Annotated in this window: 15 protein-coding genes; 13 read left to right on the top strand and 2 right to left on the bottom strand. The window is 60.0% G+C overall.

All coding sequences use genetic code 11. From position 1 onward, the window contains the following. Positions 1 to 4 precede the first annotated feature (4 nt). The 8 genes from A6U86_RS32000 (at position 5) to glmM (ending at position 10256) form a co-directional block, all read left to right on the top strand. The gene (locus A6U86_RS32000; RefSeq protein WP_068400379.1) at positions 5 to 1228 is read left to right on the top strand and encodes a hypothetical protein; all 1224 of its coding nucleotides are present in this window, start codon (positions 5 to 7) and stop codon (positions 1226 to 1228) included. 8 nt (positions 1229 to 1236) lie between these two features. Next, positions 1237 to 1659, top strand: coding sequence for a TonB C-terminal domain-containing protein (locus tag A6U86_RS32005; protein ID WP_068400382.1), 423 nt, complete (start codon positions 1237 to 1239; stop codon positions 1657 to 1659). After that, positions 1659 to 2984: a Tol-Pal system beta propeller repeat protein TolB gene (gene tolB, locus A6U86_RS32010; protein ID WP_141683860.1), complete on the top strand. Its 1326-nt coding sequence runs from the start codon at positions 1659 to 1661 to the stop codon at positions 2982 to 2984. The genes A6U86_RS32005 and tolB overlap by 1 nt, the downstream gene beginning before the upstream one ends. Before the next feature lie 154 nt (positions 2985 to 3138). Continuing rightward, the gene (gene pal / locus A6U86_RS32015) at positions 3139 to 3672 is read left to right on the top strand and encodes a peptidoglycan-associated lipoprotein Pal (protein ID WP_047629123.1); all 534 of its coding nucleotides are present in this window, start codon (positions 3139 to 3141) and stop codon (positions 3670 to 3672) included. A gap of 160 nt (positions 3673 to 3832) precedes the next feature. Next, a complete protein-coding gene (gene ybgF, locus A6U86_RS32020; protein WP_068400385.1) occupies positions 3833 to 4849 on the top strand; it encodes a tol-pal system protein YbgF in 1017 nt (338 codons plus the stop codon). Between the two features lie 5 nt (positions 4850 to 4854). Further along, entirely contained in the window at positions 4855 to 6186 is a 1332-nt protein-coding gene (gene tilS / locus A6U86_RS32025; protein ID WP_068400387.1) for a tRNA lysidine(34) synthetase TilS, read from the top strand. Positions 6187 to 6302: 116 nt separating this feature from the next. Then, on the top strand, positions 6303 to 8249 hold the full coding sequence (gene ftsH / locus A6U86_RS32030) for an ATP-dependent zinc metalloprotease FtsH (RefSeq protein ID WP_068400390.1): 1947 nt from the start codon (positions 6303 to 6305) through the stop codon (positions 8247 to 8249). A 654-nt stretch (positions 8250 to 8903) separates the two neighbouring features. Then, positions 8904 to 10256 (top strand): phosphoglucosamine mutase, encoded by a 1353-nt coding sequence (gene glmM, locus A6U86_RS32040; RefSeq protein ID WP_068400396.1) that lies wholly within the window; start codon positions 8904 to 8906, stop codon positions 10254 to 10256. A 94-nt stretch (positions 10257 to 10350) separates the two neighbouring features. Here the strand turns inward: glmM and A6U86_RS32045 are convergent, their stop codons facing one another. After that, positions 10351 to 10905, bottom strand: a complete 555-nt coding sequence (locus tag A6U86_RS32045; protein ID WP_068400399.1) for an SH3 domain-containing protein — start codon at positions 10903 to 10905, stop codon at positions 10351 to 10353. Between the two features lie 319 nt (positions 10906 to 11224). On the opposite strand from A6U86_RS32045, the gene A6U86_RS32050 reads away from it, so the two are divergent. Next, entirely contained in the window at positions 11225 to 12070 is an 846-nt protein-coding gene (locus A6U86_RS32050; RefSeq protein ID WP_068400556.1) for an outer membrane protein, read from the top strand. 243 nt (positions 12071 to 12313) lie between these two features. Beyond that, complete coding sequence (locus A6U86_RS32055) at positions 12314 to 13147, top strand: outer membrane protein (protein WP_068400403.1); 834 nt, start codon at positions 12314 to 12316, stop codon at positions 13145 to 13147. A gap of 9 nt (positions 13148 to 13156) precedes the next feature. On the opposite strand, the gene A6U86_RS32060 is transcribed toward A6U86_RS32055, so the two are convergent. Continuing rightward, complete coding sequence (locus A6U86_RS32060; protein WP_068400406.1) at positions 13157 to 13942, bottom strand: glycosyltransferase family 25 protein; 786 nt, start codon at positions 13940 to 13942, stop codon at positions 13157 to 13159. Positions 13943 to 14210: 268 nt separating this feature from the next. Between A6U86_RS32060 and A6U86_RS32065 the strand changes: the two genes are divergently transcribed. The 3 genes from A6U86_RS32065 to A6U86_RS32075 all read left to right on the top strand — a co-directional run bounded on the left by A6U86_RS32065 (position 14211) and on the right by A6U86_RS32075 (position 17926). Next, positions 14211 to 15389 (top strand): phosphoserine transaminase, encoded by a 1179-nt coding sequence (locus A6U86_RS32065; protein ID WP_068400409.1) that lies wholly within the window; start codon positions 14211 to 14213, stop codon positions 15387 to 15389. 86 nt (positions 15390 to 15475) lie between these two features. Next, the gene (gene serA / locus A6U86_RS32070) at positions 15476 to 17071 is read left to right on the top strand and encodes a phosphoglycerate dehydrogenase (RefSeq protein WP_068400412.1); all 1596 of its coding nucleotides are present in this window, start codon (positions 15476 to 15478) and stop codon (positions 17069 to 17071) included. Between the two features lie 207 nt (positions 17072 to 17278). Next, positions 17279 to 17926, top strand: a complete 648-nt coding sequence (locus A6U86_RS32075) for a lysophospholipid acyltransferase family protein (RefSeq protein WP_068400557.1) — start codon at positions 17279 to 17281, stop codon at positions 17924 to 17926. The last annotated feature ends 1 nt before the right edge of the window (position 17927 follow it).

The raw sequence follows: 17927 nt of genomic DNA on the forward strand, positions 1-17927 counted from the left end.
CGCCATGAAGCGCAGTCTTGCCACATCTGCGGTTTTTCACATCCTGGTGCTCATCGGCGCCATGGTGACGCTGAGTGCGCCGGCGCCTCTGGAGACGCCGGAAAGCACGGCGATGGACGTCGACATCGTGCAGGCGGACCAGCTTCAGCAGGGTGAGAAGAAGGCGCCGGTGACGGATCACGTCTCGCGCAAGCCGACGACGAAGCAGGATCAGGTCGCCAACGCCCAGAACGCAGGCGAGAACAAGGTGGATATCAAGAGCCCGGTCGTGCCGACGCAGCGGCCGGAGAGTGAAACGGCAGCATTGGCCCCGAAGAAGGTGGATGTGCCCGTTCCGCAAAATGATCCGCGGCCGAATGACGTCAAGACGATAGAGCAGAAGGATACCGAGGCTGCGCCAAAGGAAGTGGCTGCCATTCCGCAGCAAAAGCCTGAGGTGACGCCTGCTCCGACGCCGAAGACGGACCCTGCGCCGGCGACCCCGAAGGCCGATGCTGCGCCGACACCGCCGCCAACCGAGCAGCAGGCTGAAATTCCGGTCCCGAACAATGTTCCCGTGCCGGATGTCAAGCCGCAGCCGACGCCGCAGAAGACCGTCGAGCAGAAGCCTGAAGTAAAGCCTGCGCCGAAGCCGGACGTGAAGGTGGCCGACGCCAAGCCGACCGACAAGACGACGACGCAGAGCACCAGCAAGAATACCTCTGCCGATGACGGCAAGAAGGATGCTGACAAGAAGCGTCAGACGGCCAAAGCCTCCAACAAGGGCTTGGACGACGGTCTTGCCGACGAGATCGCCGACGTTTTGAATAATACATCTTCGAAGGGTGGCGCGGCGCGTTCGTCCAAACCGGCCTCGGCAGGCGCCGATACGCAGGTCGCCTCACGCGGTGGTATGAAGTCGCTTGGCGCAGGCAAGCTTAGCCAGAGCCAGCAGGACGGTTTGCGTGACCTGATCCAGAAGTACTGGAACCTTCCTCCGGGTCTCGAAGGCGCCAGCGACGTGCGAATCAAGGTGCACTTCAAGCTCGACAAATCCGGGCAGATTGTTGGTGAGCCGGAGGCGACGACGAATGGTGGACCGGCTTCGACGCAGGGTGCCATGCAGTCCGCCGCTGTGCGCGCGGTTCTTCGGGCGCAATCGGAGTTCATGACCATTCTTCCGGCGGATAAGTATGACGACTGGCAGGAAGTCGTCGTCAACTTCAGCGCAGCGGATCTGGGGATGTGATGCGGGGAATGCAGCTTTCGGCAAACCACTGTCCGCGTTTTGGCCTGTCATCGATTGCGGCCCTCGTAATCATGCTGGCAGCTTCCCTATGGGTGCAGCCTGCAGTCGCCGGCGGCGAGAACAAGCTTAGTCACGCCGCCATGGAAAACATTCGTAACAATGTCATGGCGAACTGGCCTCCACCTGCCGACATGACGGGCATGAAAGATGTCCGCGTCCAGGTCCGGTTTGAGCTTGATCGCGCTGGAAATATAGTTGGCAAGCCGAAGGTGACCATGACCGGTGGCCCCGAAAACACCCAAAAAGCTGTCGCGGCAAGCGCGGTGCGAGCCGTGTCCCGGGCTGCCCCGTTCAAAAACCTGCCAATAGATCAATATGACGACTGGAAAGAAGTCATCATCAACTTCGATGCCAGCGATCCGGCGAATTAATGCTGAAAGGCTTGATACATATGATCAGAAAACCCTTCGTCCGTCTCCTGCTGGTGCTGGCAGGCCTGATGGCAGTGCTCTCCACCCCGGCCTATGCCGTGGTCGAGCTCAACATCAACAAGGGCAACGTTCAGCCCATGCCGATCGCCATCACCGATCTGCTGTCGAATGACAGCCTCGGTCCGCAGATCTCGGGCGTCATCGCCGCGGATCTGCAGCGTTCGGGGCTGTTTGCGCCGATCAACAAGCAGGCCTTCATCGAGAAGATCACCAATCCGGATTCGACCCCGCGCTTCCCGGACTGGACCTCGATCAACGCCCAGGCGCTGGTGACGGGCCGCGTGACGCAGGAAGGCGGGCGCCTTCGCGCCGAATTCCGCCTGTGGGACACATTCGGCAACAGCCAGATGATCGGCCAGCAATTCTACGCACAGCCGGATAACTGGCGCCGTGTCGCCCATATCATTGCCGATGCGATCTACCAGAAGATCACCGGCGAGAAGGGTTATTTCGATACACGTGTTGTTTTCGTTGCGGAAAGCGGCCCGAAGACGGCTCGCAAGACGCAGCTCGGCATCATGGATCAGGATGGCGCCAATGTGCGCATGCTGACCGATGGCAGCGACCTCGTGCTGACGCCGCGCTTCTCGCCCAACCGGCAGGAAGTGACCTACATGTCCTTCGCCAACCAGCAGCCGCGCGTCTATCTGCTGCAGTTGCAGACGGGCCAGCGTGAGCTGGTGGGCAATTTCCCCGGCATGACCTTCTCGCCGCGCTTCTCGCCGGACGGGCAGCGGGTGATCATGAGCCTTCAGCAGGAAGGCAACGCCAATATCTACACGATGGACCTGCGTTCACGCACGACGACGCGTCTGACCTCGACGGCAGCTATCGATACCTCGCCGTCCTATTCGCCTGACGGTACGAAAATCGCTTTTGAAAGCGATCGCGGCGGCCAGCCGCAGATCTACGTCATGAATGCGGATGGTTCGGGCCAAAACCGCATCTCGTTCGGCAATGGCTCCTACTCCACACCGGTATGGTCGCCGCGCGGCGATCTCATAGCCTTCACCAAGCGGGCCGGCGGCAACTTTGCCATCGGTGTCATGAAGCCTGACGGCTCCGGTGAGCGAATCCTGACCTCCGGCTCCTACAGCGAGGGGCCGACCTGGGCGCCGAACGGCCGCGTCATCATGTTCTTCCGCGCGCCGTCGGGTGCAAGCGGGCCGCAAATTTATTCGATCGACCTCACCGGCTACAACGAACAGAAGATCCCGACGCCGGGCTTCGCTTCTGATCCAGCATGGTCGCCGCTCCTCGAGTAATAAAGGGCTTGCCACTTTATCGCCGCAAAGTCCTGTGACTGGACCGTTTCGGGACAATTTTAGGACATCATTAACCATACTCGTTGGAATCCGATTAACCGAACCCGGTTACAGTCTGGCAACCCTGATAGAGAGACTTAAGGAGAGACCGGCCATGAGCCGCATCGCAACCCCGGCCGTTGGCCACATGCAGAACCTCGCACGCAACCCGATCATGATCGCGCTTTTTGTTGGCCTCTCGCTGGCCGGCTGCGCTTCCAAGAAGGGGCTGCCGAACGATGCCAACGGTCTCGGCCTGAACGGTGCCGGCAATGCTACGCCAGGCTCGCCGCAGGACTTCACGGTCAATGTCGGCGACCGCGTCTTCTTCGTTGTCGATAGCTCCTCCATCAGCTCCGAGGCAGCCCAGACGCTCGATCGTCAGGCTCAGTGGCTGGCTCGCTATCCGAACTACTCCATCACGGTCGAAGGTCACGCCGACGAGACCGGCACGCGCGAATATAACCTCGCTCTTGGTGCCCGTCGCGCAGCCGCAGCGAAAAGCTACCTTGCTTCGCGCGGCGTTCCCGCGAACCGCATGAAGACGATCTCCTACGGCAAGGAGCGCCCGGTCGCTACTTGTGACAACGAGTCCTGCTGGTCGCAGAACCGCCGTGCCGTCACTGTGCTGAACGGCGCCGGTTCCTGATAGGTCAAACGACCGGTCGAAATGTATAAAGGCGGCCCTCGTGGTCGCCTTTACTTTTTTGACCACACTTTGGCCGAACTCCGTTGCTTTTTGAGAGCAATTGTAAAAATCTCCTGTTCGAGCCCCAGGCCCGAAGAATCAATGAGACAGGACGATCCATATGAGAAAACTTGTCGTGGCGAGCATGCTTTGTCTCGCTGCCTTTGCAGGTAGTGAGCGCGAGGCCTCTGCCTTGTCGCTGTTTGGAATCCATCTTGGCGGCCGCGACGCTGCCTCGCAGTCAGCTCCGGACAATGCGCCCCAGCGACAAGCGCAATATGGCCGTGCGCCGGTCATCAATGTTCAGAACAGCGATGCCGAGGTTCGCGTACAGCAGCTCGAGGACCAGATGCGCCAGCTGAACGGCCGCGTCGAGGAAATGAGCTATCAGCTGCTGCAGATGCAGGAGACGATCCGCAAGGCGCAGGAAGACAATGAATTTCGCTTCCAGCAGCTCGAGAAGCGCGGTGGTAGCGCACCGGCGTCTAACACTGGTACGATGAAGAAGAGCGAAGCCGACGCTCCTTCCCAGGGTGCAGGCGGCCAGCAGGACGACATCGCCGGCGTCATCAGCGATTCTCAGAGCAGCGGCGTAGCGTCGCAGCAGGGTAGCGGCTCGGGAAAGCCGCCATCCCAGCTCGGGTCGATCCAGTTCGATCAGAGCGGCGACCAGGTGGGAAGCTCGGCGACCGGAACCAATAATGGCTCGGGTGCGCCGCCGAGCGCCGGTTCCGGAACCCAGACGGCTTCGCTCGGCAACGAGAACGATCAATACAAGGCTGCCTACGGACATGTCCTGTCCGGCGACTACAGCGTCGCCGAACAGGAGTTCCGCCAGTACATCGAGAGCTACCCGACCAGCTCGCGGTCTGCCGATGCAAATTTCTGGCTGGGTGAAGCCCTTTATTCGCAGGGCAAATATAATGATGCGGCCAAGACTTTCCTCAACGCGCATCAGAAGTATAGCGGCTCGGAAAAGGCGCCGGAAATGCTGTTGAAGCTCGGCATGTCGCTTGCGGCACTTGATAACAAGGATACGGCCTGCGCGACGCTGCGCGAAGTGACCAAGCGTTATCCGAAGGCTTCCAAAGCCGTTACAGGCAAGGTTGCCAGCGAACAGAAGCGGCTTGCCTGCTGATTGCCATGTCTGACGATGCTGTGACTGCTGCTGCCACAGCCCCTATGCCTGAAACCGCCGCAGCCGATTTTCTCAATTCCCTCGTCAAGCCTGCTCATATTCTCGTCGCCATTTCCGGCGGTAGCGATTCCACAGGGCTCCTGATCGCCCTTGCCGAGCAGCTCAAATCTCTTCCCTATCCGGATATTACACTTTCCGCCGCGACAATCGATCACGGCCTTCGTGCGTCCGCTGCAGATGAAGCGCTAAACGTTGCCGCTCTCTGCGCCTCGTGTGACATTCCGCATTTCGTCCGCTGCTGGGATGGCGACAAGCCGCAGAACGGCATCATGGCCGCTGCCCGCGAGGCGCGCTACGAACTGCTTGCCGATATCTCATCCGAAATTTCAGCCGATGTGATCGTCACGGCCCACACAGTCGACGATCAGCGGGAGACAATCCTCATGCGCGCCTCGCGGCGGCGTGAGGGTGAAGATGGCGTCGGCACCGGTATTGCCGATGCTCTGCTATTTGACCGCCGTATCTGGATCGCCAGGCCGTTTCTGGCCTGCCGGCGAATGGATATCCGTGGCTATCTCGACAGGCACGGCGTTTCCTGGCTCGACGACCCCAGCAACGAGGACACAAGTTTCGAGCGGGTGCGTACGCGCAAGACACTCGCGCAAGACGCCGAACAGGCCGTTCTCGCCGATGGCGGCGCCAATCGTACCGTGCTTTCCGGCAAGGCGGCGTCGTGGGTGGATGAATATGTGACCGTTCACGCCAATGTGCTTTGCGCCATCGACCGAGCCGCGCTCTGCGAAGATGCGGCCGTTGTGACTTACGCGCTGTCCACTCTGGCCGCCGTTTTCGGTGGAGAGGTTTACGGCCCCGGTCGCCAGCAGATGGCGCGCATTCTCGATTTCGTAAAGGCGGGGCATCCGGGACGGCGGACGGCAGGCGGGGTGGTCTTCGATATGCGCCGCGATGCGCTCTACCTCATGCGGGAAAGTCGTAACATCGAGCCGCTGATGCTGATGCCCGGTGCAAAGGCTATTTGGGACGGTCGTTTCGACGTGCTCAATTCCGGCGCGGTACCCGTTCGGATACAAGCTCGCGGGGCGCAGCCTGCTGCGACTTTTCCTCCGGATCTGCCGAAAGGGGCGGTGCAGCGCGCGGGCGCGGCGATGCCGCTGGTCTCGGCGGATGGGAACGAAGAGGCAGCGGCTGTCACGGTCGTGCCCCATCTTGCGCCGTTCGACCGCTTTCTGACACGATTCGACCTTACTTTCGCCAACCGGCTTTCTGTCGCTTTTGGCCGTGAAGCCTATATGCGGCCGCCGCTTTCAGCCCTATAGACGGAAAAAACATGCGTCGATGTGGTTTGCCTTGGCAACGGCTTGGCGCAACCCTATGTTAGGGATCAAGTAATGCCGTCGCTCAAGCGGCGGAAGTTTCAGTGCTGGGGAGTTCGATGAACCCTAATTTTCGTAATTTCGCTCTGTGGGCAATCATAGCTCTGCTGTTGATTGCCCTGTTCAGTATGTTTCAGAACGCGCCGGCACAAACAGGCTCCAGGGAAATTCCGTATTCGCAGTTCCTTCGGGAAGTTGATTCCGGCCGTGTTCGTGACGTGACCGTCACGGGCAATCGCGTCGTTGGCAGCTATGTCGAAAACGGTACGCCCTTCCAGACCTATGCTCCGGTCGTCGACGACAGCCTGCTTGACCGCCTGCAATCCAAGAACGTCAACATCGTTGGCCGTCCGGAATCTGATGGATCATCCAGCTTCCTGAGCTATCTCGGCACTCTGTTGCCGATGTTGCTGATCCTTGGCGTCTGGCTGTTCTTCATGCGGCAGATGCAAGGCGGCTCGCGCGGTGCCATGGGCTTCGGCAAGTCGAAGGCAAAGCTTCTGACGGAAGCGCATGGCCGCGTCACGTTCGAGGACGTCGCCGGTGTCGACGAAGCCAAGCAGGATCTAGAAGAAATCGTTGAATTCCTGCGCGATCCGCAGAAGTTCCAGCGTCTCGGCGGTCGCATCCCGCGCGGCGTTCTGCTCGTGGGACCTCCCGGTACCGGTAAGACGCTTCTGGCGCGCGCCATTGCCGGCGAAGCCAATGTGCCGTTCTTCACCATCTCCGGTTCCGACTTCGTGGAAATGTTCGTTGGTGTCGGCGCAAGCCGCGTCCGTGACATGTTCGAGCAGGCGAAGAAGAATGCACCCTGCATCATCTTCATCGACGAAATCGACGCCGTCGGTCGCCATCGTGGCGCTGGTCTTGGCGGCGGTAACGACGAGCGCGAGCAGACATTGAACCAGTTGCTGGTCGAGATGGACGGTTTTGAAGCCAATGAGGGCATCATCCTCATTGCCGCGACCAACCGTCCCGACGTCCTCGACCCGGCGCTGCTGCGTCCGGGCCGTTTTGACCGTCAGGTCGTCGTGCCGAACCCGGATATCATCGGCCGCGAGCGTATCCTCAAGGTTCACGCCCGCAACGTGCCGCTGGCGCCGAATGTCGATCTGAAGACGCTTGCCCGTGGCACCCCCGGCTTCTCCGGTGCCGATCTGATGAACCTCGTCAACGAAGCTGCCCTGATGGCTGCCCGCCGCAACAAGCGCGTAGTCACGATGCAGGAGTTCGAAGACGCCAAGGACAAGATCATGATGGGCGCCGAGCGCCGCTCTTCGGCCATGACCGAGGCGGAAAAGAAGCTCACTGCCTATCACGAGGCCGGCCACGCCATCACGGCGCTCTATGTCGATCTCGCCGATCCCTTGCACAAGGCGACCATTATTCCGCGCGGCCGTGCACTCGGCATGGTCATGCAGCTCCCCGAGGGCGATCGCTACTCGATGAGCTACAAGTGGATGGTCTCGCGCCTCTGCATCATGATGGGTGGCCGCGTTGCGGAAGAACTGACCTTCGGCAAGGAGAACATCACCTCCGGCGCGTCCTCGGATATCGAGCAGGCTACCAAGCTTGCCCGTGCGATGGTGACGCAGTGGGGCTTCTCCGACGAGCTCGGTCTGGTTGCCTATGGTGAGAACCAGCAGGAAGTCTTCCTCGGTCACTCCGTTTCGCAGTCGAAGAATGTTTCGGAAGCGACCGCGCAGACGATCGACAACGAAGTACGCCGCCTGATCGACCAGGCCTATCATCAGGCCAAGGACATCCTCACCGAACAGCATGACGGGTTCGTGGCAATCGCCGAGGGCCTTCTCGAATACGAGACGCTGACGGGCGAAGAGATCAAGGCGCTTATTCGCGGCGAAAAGCCAGCTCGTGACCTCGGTGACGACACGCCGCCGAGCCGCGGTTCGGCCGTGCCGAAGACCGGCGCGAAGAAGGATGGCTCGCTCGGCACCAAGGAGGGCGATGAGCCCGAAGGTGGCTTCGAGCCGCAGCCGCGCTAACGCGTGAGATAGCTGAAAACGCAGACGAAGAGGCCAGCTTCCTTCATCGGAAGCTGGCCTTTTGCTTGAGCGGCGCGAATGACAGTTTTGGCGGCTCGTCATCGAAGGTGAGAACGAAGGGCGGTCACTATGCGTGTGACATGCGATAGGCATGGAGATCAGGGAATTGGCATTGCCTGCATTCACGTAGCCGCCGCCATCGATGGCGCTGCCGCAACGCTTGGTTGCTACTGTTCCAGTCCTACGCAATCGGCCCGGCCCGATGCCTGGTGTCAAGCCTGCGAAACGGCACTGCTGCAAGACGGGTGGAGCGAGGATTGGTTCCGGGCCGCCGATTTCAAAATCCTGTGTGCCGGCTGCTGGGATCTGGCATGGCAGCGCTTCGGCATCGGGCAAAGCGCGAGCAGCGAAGTTTGAAGACTGTTCTGGTCCGAAATGACAAACCAGATGGCCTGGTTTCCGTGGGAAACCGGCGTTTTTTAGTGCTTATTAATGGTAACGCGTTGTAATAGGCTTTCTCGGTAATTTAAGTGCCGATTTTTACAATCTGTGGCATGAGCCACAAGCGTCGATGCTCGTCGTGTCTCCGGAGACTGGAACAGCGATTTCGATGCCGCTGCACCTGGTGAAGGTGTCGCAACGACAGGAGTGCATATGAAACGTCGCTATTTCGGAACTGACGGAATTCGCGGTCAATCCAATATCTATCCGATGACGCCGGATCTTGCCATGCGCGTGGGTATCGCTGCCGGCACGATCTTCCATCGAGGCAGCCACCGCCACCGAGTGGTCATCGGCAAGGACACGCGTCTTTCCGGCTACATGCTGGAGAATGCGATGGTGGCCGGCTTCACGGCTGCCGGCGTCGATGCCTTCGTTCTCGGTCCTATTCCGACGCCCGCCGTTGCCATGCTGACGCGGTCGCTGCGCGCCGACATCGGCGTCATGATTTCCGCATCGCATAATCCTTACGAAGACAACGGCATCAAGCTTTTCGGCCCTGACGGATACAAGCTTTCCGACGAGCTGGAGATGCAGATCGAGGATCTCCTCGAAAAGGATATGACGGAGCATCTGGCCAAGGCTGCGAATATTGGCCGCGCCAAGCGCGTGGACGGCGTGCATGACCGCTATATCGAACATGCCAAGCGCACGCTGCCGCGCGACGTCACGCTCCAGGGGCTGCGCATCGCCATCGATTGCGCCAACGGCGCGGCCTACAAGGTTGCTCCTGCCGCCCTGTGGGAACTGGGTGCCGAAGTCGTGACCATCGGCAACGAGCCGAACGGTACCAATATCAACCTCAATTGCGGCTCTACCAGCCCGGTGGCGCTTCAGAAGAAGGTTGATGAAGTGCGCGCCGATATCGGCATCGCGCTTGATGGTGACGCCGATCGCGTCATCATCGTCGACGAGACCGGCACGGTCATCGACGGCGACCAGCTGATGGCTGTCATCGCGGAAAGCTGGGCCGATAGCCAGCTGCTGCGCGGCAATGGGATTGTTGCGACCGTGATGTCCAATCTCGGCCTGGAGCGCTTCCTGGGCGAGCGCGGCATGTCCCTGGCCCGCACCGCCGTTGGCGATCGTTATGTCGTCGAGCATATGCGCAAGCACAATTACAATGTCGGTGGCGAGCAGTCCGGTCACATCGTGCTTTCGGACTATGGCACCACAGGCGATGGCCTCGTCGCTGCTCTGCAGATCCTTGCCGCGGTGAAGCGCACTGGCAAGCCGGTTAGCGAGGTCTGCCGGCGCTTCGAGCCGGTACCGCAACTGCTGCGCAATGTCCGCATTTCCGGCGGCCGGCCGCTGGAAGACAATCAGGTGATGAAGGCAATAGCCGATGCCGAAAGCGAGCTTGCCCGCAATGGCCGCCTGGTGATCCGCCCCTCGGGCACCGAACCTTTGATCCGTGTCATGGCGGAGGGTGACGATCGCAGCCAGATCGAGCGCATCGTCGGCGGGTTGATCGACGTAATTTCGAGCGTGCGCACTGCTGCCTGAGCAGCAGGTCGTAATCATCGCGAATTTGGGATGGATGGCCGCCTTCATCGAGGGCGGCCATGTTGTTTCCGCCTCCGGCCAGGTGGCTGATCGTTTATTGGAACATTTCGCCGGGATAGGTGCCCCAGAGCCTGTCTTGCCTGACATAGCCTTTCGCCGAATGCTCCGCGACGGAGACGCGGCACCACGTTCCGGTGCACGACCGCAACCAAAGCAGCACACGCGGCTGCAATTCAGCGATCGTTGCGCCGGCCGGTTCCGGTTTGGTACGCAACAGGGCGTTCTTGCTCAGCCAGGGCGCCACCAGAGCCGAACGTGCTCCTGAGAGAAGAGCGCTGTGCATCCATCCGGTGACGCCGGTATCATCGCGAACCTGCCGCCAATTGCCATACTCGTCGATGATTTCCATCGGAAGGCCGGGCTTCGTATAGATCCATTTGATGGCATAGATCGTTGATGGGCCAACCCGCATGCGCGCCTTATGCGCTTTCACCGAAACAAAGCGGGGGATCGGCAATCCCGTCTCGCGCCCCTTGTTCCATGCGGTGGCGGTAACGGGTTTTTCGGGTGCAGGGTTGGCCAGTGCGCCGGAGCTTAGAAAGACAGAGGCCAAGCATAGGCCGGTGTATAGTTTTCGATAGAAGCTCAAGGCTTACTCCTGAATTACCCCCCCGGACGATGCACTGTAATGGCCGGATTCTTGCAAATTGGTTTAAAGAGCCGGACCGGACTGCGGGCCGGGCCGATGCTCTTGCCACAAGCAAGGAGAAGGCCGGCAGGTCTATCTCGTTCGCGTTATTTGAATATTCTGTAAATCTAATATAAATGTTGGAGTATAATTCGTGAATAAACAGGGTAAATATTCGTAGTTAATCAGGTTTTAACTCCTTTTGCTCATTATCCCCATCATGTCTTTTCGATCGGCAAGCATCTGCTGTGCCAATGGCAAGAAATTTGGAGCCAAAGCCATGATGAAAACCCTGATCGGCGCACTTGCCACTTTGCTTGTCGGCACGTCAGCCTTTTCCGCTGATCTTTATACACCGGAGCCCCAGCAGCCGGCGGAAGTGTCTGTCGCACAGTCCAGCGGCTGGTACCTGCGCGGCGATGTCGGCTACGCCTTCACCAATCTGCGCGGGTCCAACTACTTTCAAGGTTCCAATTCCAGCCTGGTCGATTTTGATAGGGCAAAGCTGGATGGCAACGTTACGCTTGGCGGCGGCGTCGGTTATCAGATCAACAACTATCTGCGTACGGACCTGACGCTGGACTATCTCTTCAAGTCCGACTTCAAGGGTTCCACGAAGGGTGATTGCGGCAGCTGCGGCCCGAACTTCACCGTTGTTCCCGCTACATCGCGTGATCTGGCGTCTCTGACGGCCTATAGCTTGCTCGCCAACGCCTATGTCGACCTCGGTACCTATGGCGTGTTCACGCCTTACGTCGGTGGTGGTCTCGGCGGCACCTATGTCAAGTGGAGCAACTTGAAGAACACCTCGTGCTCGGACGCCAATCCGGACTCGTGCGACGGATCGGTTAGCCATAACGGTCGCGGCAGCTGGCGCTTCACCTACGCGCTGATGGCTGGTACTTCGATAGACCTGACCTGCAATCTCAAGGCCGACGTCGGCTATCGTTACCGCCACGTCGCTGGTGGCGACATGTTCGGCTATGCGGAAAATGGTGGCCCTGGCTACGACAAGGGCATCAACCTGCATGAAGCCCGCATCGGTGCCCGCTACACCTTCGGCGGCTGCCAGACCGCAAGCTACATGCCGCCGGCCGAGATCCCGATCCAGCCCGTCTACAAGTAAGCGCCCTTCGCGCAAGCCTTTGAAAAGCCGTCCGGTTTCCCCCGGGCGGCTTTTGCTTTTTCTCCTTCCCCGTTAAGCAATTTTCCCATGCCTTAAAGCTTCATTAACCATGAATTCCCTATGGTTAATGAAATGAGAATGGCGGCTTCCCGGTCTTGCACCCTCTTTCGGGTGCTGGAGAGACCAGGAAAGCGACCAATTCGATATGCGGGCATCCGCAGAAAGATGGAAGGCGAGGGGGTAATGATCCGTTTCGACGCTTTGGCGCTGGCCGCAGCGATGGCAGGCGCATCGGCGGGCGCTGCCCTTGCCGGCGATGCGCCGCCGCCGGAAATCAAGATGGCGGAAGTGAGTGTCAAGGATGCCAAGGGATGGTATGTCCGCGGCGATGTCGGCTATGCCGTCAACGCCAGCCGTACCGATACCAAGTTCCGCGCCTTCGATCCGACCGGTGGCGACTATAATTCGGGCAGTTTTGATTCCAATCGCTTCGGCGGCGATTTCTCAGGCGGCCTTGGCGTCGGCTATCAATTCAACGATCTGTTTCGCGCTGATGTTACCGGCGATTTCTTTAGTGGCGACTATGATGGCCATGTGTCGAGCGGCTTGCCGTGCTCCGGCGGGGCAGGCGGCACCGGTTGCTCCACCAAGGCGCGCTCTTCGTTCAGGGCCGGCAGCCTGATGGTCAACGGCTATGTCGACCTTGGAACCCTTGCGGGCTTCACGCCCTATCTGGGTGCGGGCCTTGGCGCGACCCGCATTTCGTGGAGCAATGTCAATACCATCGGCTCCTGTGTCGACGGCGTCTCTGGCTGCGGTGGTGCGGCTTCGGTCAGTACGCGCTATCCCGGTGATAGCGATTGGCGCATGACCTACGCGCTGATGGCCGGCGTGGCCTATGAGGTTGCGCCGAATGTGAAGGTTGACCTTGGCTATCGCTTCTCCCATGTCGCCGGCGGCGACATGTTTGGCTATTCGGCTGCCGATACGGCCGCAGGTGCAGGCGGCGCCATGGGGCGTGACGGCGCGCTGTCGCGCCACGAAATTCGAATCGGCCTGCGGATTACCACCTGGTAGGTTGGGCGCTTATGGCGCCGTCAGGATGTAGGCGATACGCCGGAAGAAATCCAAGGTACGGAACAGATGCGCGGGTACACGTCGCCATGGCGGAGCCTTGGCGGCACGATAGTCGCGGCGCCAGCCGATCATGGTGCTTCTTTGCAGCCGGCTGAAGCCGACAATATTGGTACGGGTGGTGAATATGGACGTATGCATGTCCCAGCCGCGCTCGACTGCGACATCCCAGGGCAGCGACATGACGGCCAACGCCTTGACGATCTTTTCCGCACCCTTGCGTGTCACGAGGTAGCAGGCCGTCGAACCCTGCGGCCCGAAAAGGCATCGGCCGACGACATCACCCTTGCTGCTGTTGGTCATGGGACGGAAACCGTTCCAGCGGTGATTGACGAGCTTGATCAGATCGGCGGTTGGCGCCGCTTCTTTGGCCGCCGCAGCGCGAGCCAGGAAATCCGCATCCAGGGCCACGTCATCTTCGATGATCACGGCCATATCGTCGCCGCCCGCCAGAAACTGGCGCAAGGCCATCAGATGGCTTCGATAGCAGCCGTATTCGCCGGGCAGTATGGTTCGGCCATGGCGTCGCTCAAAGCGGGCGTGATCGACATCGATCCACTGGTCGCGCGGGATAAGCGCGCCATCCACGCCGTTGATTCTTTCAAACCGGAAGCCGAATTCGCCGCTCTGCCGCTCGATTTCCGCCAGCCTGTCCACTGCCCGGTCGATATTGATCAGATAGACAGGGATAGGCTGCGTGAGGACGAGCGGGCTTTCGGCGAGTGCAGTGAGAGACATCGAGCACACTTGTTGTTTTCCGTCGGCGCAAATCAATCCGCACCGGAACTTATATGATTGCGCATCGGCACATAAACCAGTCTTTGCAGTGTTTAATTTAACTCAACTCCATTGCGTGTACCTTGCCCTCTCGTCAAACTTCACACACAGATTTGTGATCTTATGACGCGCGCGCATTTTGCTGTTGCGCTCACTGGCGGCTTCCAATATATCCGGCGGCGGGACACTCCTCCCCAACGAGGAGCTTTCTATCTGAGAGGATAGCATTATGACTAAGCTCGCCAAGCCGGACATCCGTCCGAATAATACCCATTTCTCTTCTGGTCCATGCTCGAAGCGTCCCGGTTGGACGCTTAACGCTCTTTCCGACGCGGCCCTGGGCCGTTCGCACCGTGCGAAGGTCGGCAAGGCCAAGCTGAAGCAGGCCATTGATCTTACCCGCGAAATTCTCCAAGTGCCGGCGGACTACCGCATCGGCATCGTTCCCGCCTCGGACACCGGCGCTGTCGAAATGGCGCTCTGGTCGCTGCTCGGCGAACGTGGCGTCGATATGGTCGCCTGGGAAAGCTTCGGCGCCGGCTGGGTTACCGACGTCGTCAAGCAGCTGAAGCTCAAGGACGTCCGGAAGCTCGAAGCCGGTTACGGCGAGCTGCCTGATCTTTCCACGATCGATTTCGATCGTGACGTGGTTTTCACCTGGAACGGCACCACTTCCGGCGTCCGTGTTCCGAACGGCGATTTCATTCCGGCCGACCGCAAGGGGCTGACGATCTGCGACGCCACATCGGCGGCTTTCGCTCAGAACCTCGATTTCGCCAAGCTCGATGTCGTCACCTTCTCCTGGCAGAAGGTTCTGGGCGGCGAGGGCGCTCATGGCGTCATCATCCTGTCGCCGCGCGCCGTCGAGCGTCTGACCACCTATCAGCCCGTCTGGCCGCTGCCGAAGATCTTCCGCATGACCAGCGGCGGCAAGCTCATCGAAGGTATCTTCACCGGTGAGACGATCAACACGCCGTCGATGCTCTGCGTCGAGGATTATATCGATGCTCTGCTCTGGGCCAAGGATCTCGGCGGTCTCAAGGCTCTGATCGGCCGTGCTGACGCCAACGCCAAGGTCATTCACGACTTCGTCGCCGCCAATGGCTGGATTGCCAATCTCGCCGCCAAGGTCGAGACACAGTCCAATACGTCGGTCTGCCTGAAGATCGTCGACAAGGACGTTGCTGCTCTCGATGAAGACGGTCAGGCGAATTTCGCCAAGGGTCTGGTCGCGCTCCTCGAAAAGGAAGGCGTCGCCTATGACGTCGGCCACTATCGTGATGCCCCGTCTGGCCTGCGTATCTGGGCCGGCGCTACCATCGAGGCTTCCGACATGCAGAAGCTGATGCCTTGGCTCGCCTGGGCTTTCGAAACGCAGAAGGCAATGCTCTCCCAGGCTGCTGCCTGAGGTTTGAAGCGTTTACGGCTCCGCCGATAGGGCGGAGCCCAGCATTCCGAATTCATCGTTACCCGACCTTTTTCAGGAGGCCTACCATGGCACCTCGCGTTCTCGTATCCGACGAACTGTCGGAAACCGCCGTCCAGATCTTCCGCGATCGCGGCGTCGAAGTCGATTTCCAGCCGCAGCTTGGCAAGGACAAGGACAAGCTGTTCGAAATCATCGGCAATTATGATGGTCTCGCCATCCGTTCCGCCACCAAGGTGACGGAGAAGATCATCGAGGCGGCGAAGAATCTCAAGGTCGTCGGCCGCGCCGGCATCGGCGTCGACAATGTCGATATTCCGGCCGCATCGCGCCGCGGTATCATCGTCATGAACACGCCGTTCGGCAATTCGATCACCACGGCCGAGCACGCCATCGCGCTGATGTTCGCCGTTGCCCGCCAGCTCCCGGCTGCCGATGCCTCGACCCAGGCCGGCAAGTGGGAAAAGTCGAAGTTCATGGGTGTCGAAATCACCGGCAAGACGCTCGGCATCATCGGTGCCGGCAATATCGGCTCCATCGTCATTGCCCGGGCACTCGGCCTGAAGATGCATGTGCTTGCCTACGACCCGTTCCTGTCAAAGGAGCGCGCCGAGGAAATGGGTGTGACCAAGGTCGAACTCGACGAGCTTTTCGCTGGCGCCGACTTCATCACCCTGCACGTGCCGCTGACCGACAAGACCCGCAACATCATCGACGCCAGCGCGATCGCCAAGATGAAGCAGGGCGTTCGCATCATCAACTGCGCCCGTGGCGGCCTCGTCGATGAGGCAGCTCTTGCCGCCGCAATCAAGTCTGGCCATGTCGCCGGCGCTGCCTTCGACGTCTTTGAAGTCGAGCCGGCCAAGGAAAGCCCGCTGTTCGGCCTGCCGAATGTCGTCTGCACGCCGCATCTCGGTGCCTCCACCACGGAAGCACAGGAGAACGTCGCGCTGCAGGTGGCCGAGCAGATGGCCGATTACCTCGTCAAGGGCGCCGTCTCCAACGCCATCAACATGCCCTCGATCACCGCCGAGGAAGCGCCGATCCTGAAGCCGTTCATCAGGCTTGCCGATGTTCTCGGCGCCTTTGTCGGCCAGGTCACGGATGATCCGATCAAGGAAATCGAAATCCTCTACGACGGCGTCACCGCGAACATGAACACCAAGGCCCTGACGAGCGCGCTGCTTGCTGGCCTGATCCGCAATCAGGTCGCCGACGTCAACATGGTTTCGGCACCGATCATGATCAAGGAAAAGGGCGTCGTCCTTGCCGAAGTGAAGCGCGACAAGACCGGTGTCTATGACGGCTATATCAAGCTGACGGTCACCACCGACAGCATGACGCGTTCCGTTGCCGGTACTGTCTTCTCGGATGGCAAGCCACGCTTCATCCAGATCAAGGGTATCAACCTCGATGCCGATGTCGGCAACCACATGGTCTATCTCGCTAATACCGACGTACCCGGCATGATCGGCTTCATCGGTACGACGCTCGGCTCCGCTGGCGTCAACATCGCCAACTTCCAGCTCGGCCGCGACAAGCAGGGTGGCGACGCCATCGCGCTGCTTTATGTCGATGGTCCGATCAGCGATGAGGTGCTTGCCAAGCTGACGGCGCATCACGCGATCCGCCAGGCCAAGCCGCTGGTATTCAACGTCGACTAAACCTCTTCGCCTCTACCAGGGGGCGAGGGCATTCATCTGCTCCTCCCAAGAGCCAATCCCGAAACCCGGTGCGACGCAAGTTGCGCCGGGTTTCTTTCATTGTTGCAAGGGTTGTGGATAAGTCGTTCCGGCGGACTATCGAGCTTTGCCAAACGGGCCTATCTCTTTGCCATGGAGGCTTTGCGGAAGAACATTCTCGGGGAAGGAATGGGCACGCCGATCGAGTGGCTGGCAAAGCCCGTCTCGATTGCGATCGTGCTTTTTGCGCGGGCCATTACGGCGGTGAGGGCAATCTGGCCCGAGAGCGGCATGAATACCCGCCGCTGCATCTACTTCGCCAATCATTCCAGCCATGGCGATTTCATCCTGATCTGGGCGGTGTTGCCACCCAGGCTGCGCCGGCGCGTTCGGCCTGTTGCCGGCGCCGATTACTGGCTGAAATCCTCTCTCAACAGCTTCATCGGCCGCGATGTCTTCAATGCAGTGCTGATCGAGCGGGACCGGGAAGCGCGCAAGGAAGATCCGGTTACGCAGATGACGCAGGCCTTGGATGACGGTTCATCCCTGATCCTGTTTCCCGAGGGCACCCGCAATCTGACCGAGGTGCCGCTGCAGCCGTTCAAGAGCGGGCTCTACCATCTCGCCCAGGCTCGTCCGGATATCGATCTCGTTCCCGTCTGGATCGATAATCTCAATCGCGTCATGCCCAAGGGCGAGTTCGTGCCCATTCCGCTGATCTGCACAGTTACCTTCGGCGAGGCCCTGCACATCGGCGAGGCCGAAGAGAAGGCGGATTTCCTGGCGAGGGCCGAAGCGGCCCTGCTGGCGCTTGCGCCGAAGCGGGCGGGGGATTGAG

Origin of the sequence: Rhizobium sp. AC27/96 (assembly GCF_001692325.1) — a bacterium.
Lineage (GTDB): Bacteria > Pseudomonadota > Alphaproteobacteria > Rhizobiales > Rhizobiaceae > Rhizobium.

Coding starts and splice junctions, on each gene's coding strand:
- A6U86_RS32000 (WP_068400379.1), top strand. CDS start 5: ATGAAGCGCAGTCTTGCCACATCTGCGGTTTTTCACATCCTGGTGCTC.
- A6U86_RS32005 (WP_068400382.1), top strand. CDS start 1,237: ATGCAGCTTTCGGCAAACCACTGTCCGCGTTTTGGCCTGTCATCGATT.
- ftsH (WP_068400390.1), top strand. CDS start 6,303: ATGAACCCTAATTTTCGTAATTTCGCTCTGTGGGCAATCATAGCTCTG.
- A6U86_RS32065 (WP_068400409.1), top strand. CDS start 14,211: ATGACTAAGCTCGCCAAGCCGGACATCCGTCCGAATAATACCCATTTC.
- tilS (WP_068400387.1), top strand. CDS start 4,855: ATGTCTGACGATGCTGTGACTGCTGCTGCCACAGCCCCTATGCCTGAA.
- tolB (WP_141683860.1), top strand. CDS start 1,659: ATGCTGAAAGGCTTGATACATATGATCAGAAAACCCTTCGTCCGTCTC.
- serA (WP_068400412.1), top strand. CDS start 15,476: ATGGCACCTCGCGTTCTCGTATCCGACGAACTGTCGGAAACCGCCGTC.
- A6U86_RS32050 (WP_068400556.1), top strand. CDS start 11,225: ATGATGAAAACCCTGATCGGCGCACTTGCCACTTTGCTTGTCGGCACG.
- glmM (WP_068400396.1), top strand. CDS start 8,904: ATGAAACGTCGCTATTTCGGAACTGACGGAATTCGCGGTCAATCCAAT.
- pal (WP_047629123.1), top strand. CDS start 3,139: ATGAGCCGCATCGCAACCCCGGCCGTTGGCCACATGCAGAACCTCGCA.
- A6U86_RS32055 (WP_068400403.1), top strand. CDS start 12,314: ATGATCCGTTTCGACGCTTTGGCGCTGGCCGCAGCGATGGCAGGCGCA.
- A6U86_RS32060 (WP_068400406.1), bottom strand. CDS start 13,942: ATGTCTCTCACTGCACTCGCCGAAAGCCCGCTCGTCCTCACGCAGCCT.
- A6U86_RS32075 (WP_068400557.1), top strand. CDS start 17,279: ATGGGCACGCCGATCGAGTGGCTGGCAAAGCCCGTCTCGATTGCGATC.
- ybgF (WP_068400385.1), top strand. CDS start 3,833: ATGAGAAAACTTGTCGTGGCGAGCATGCTTTGTCTCGCTGCCTTTGCA.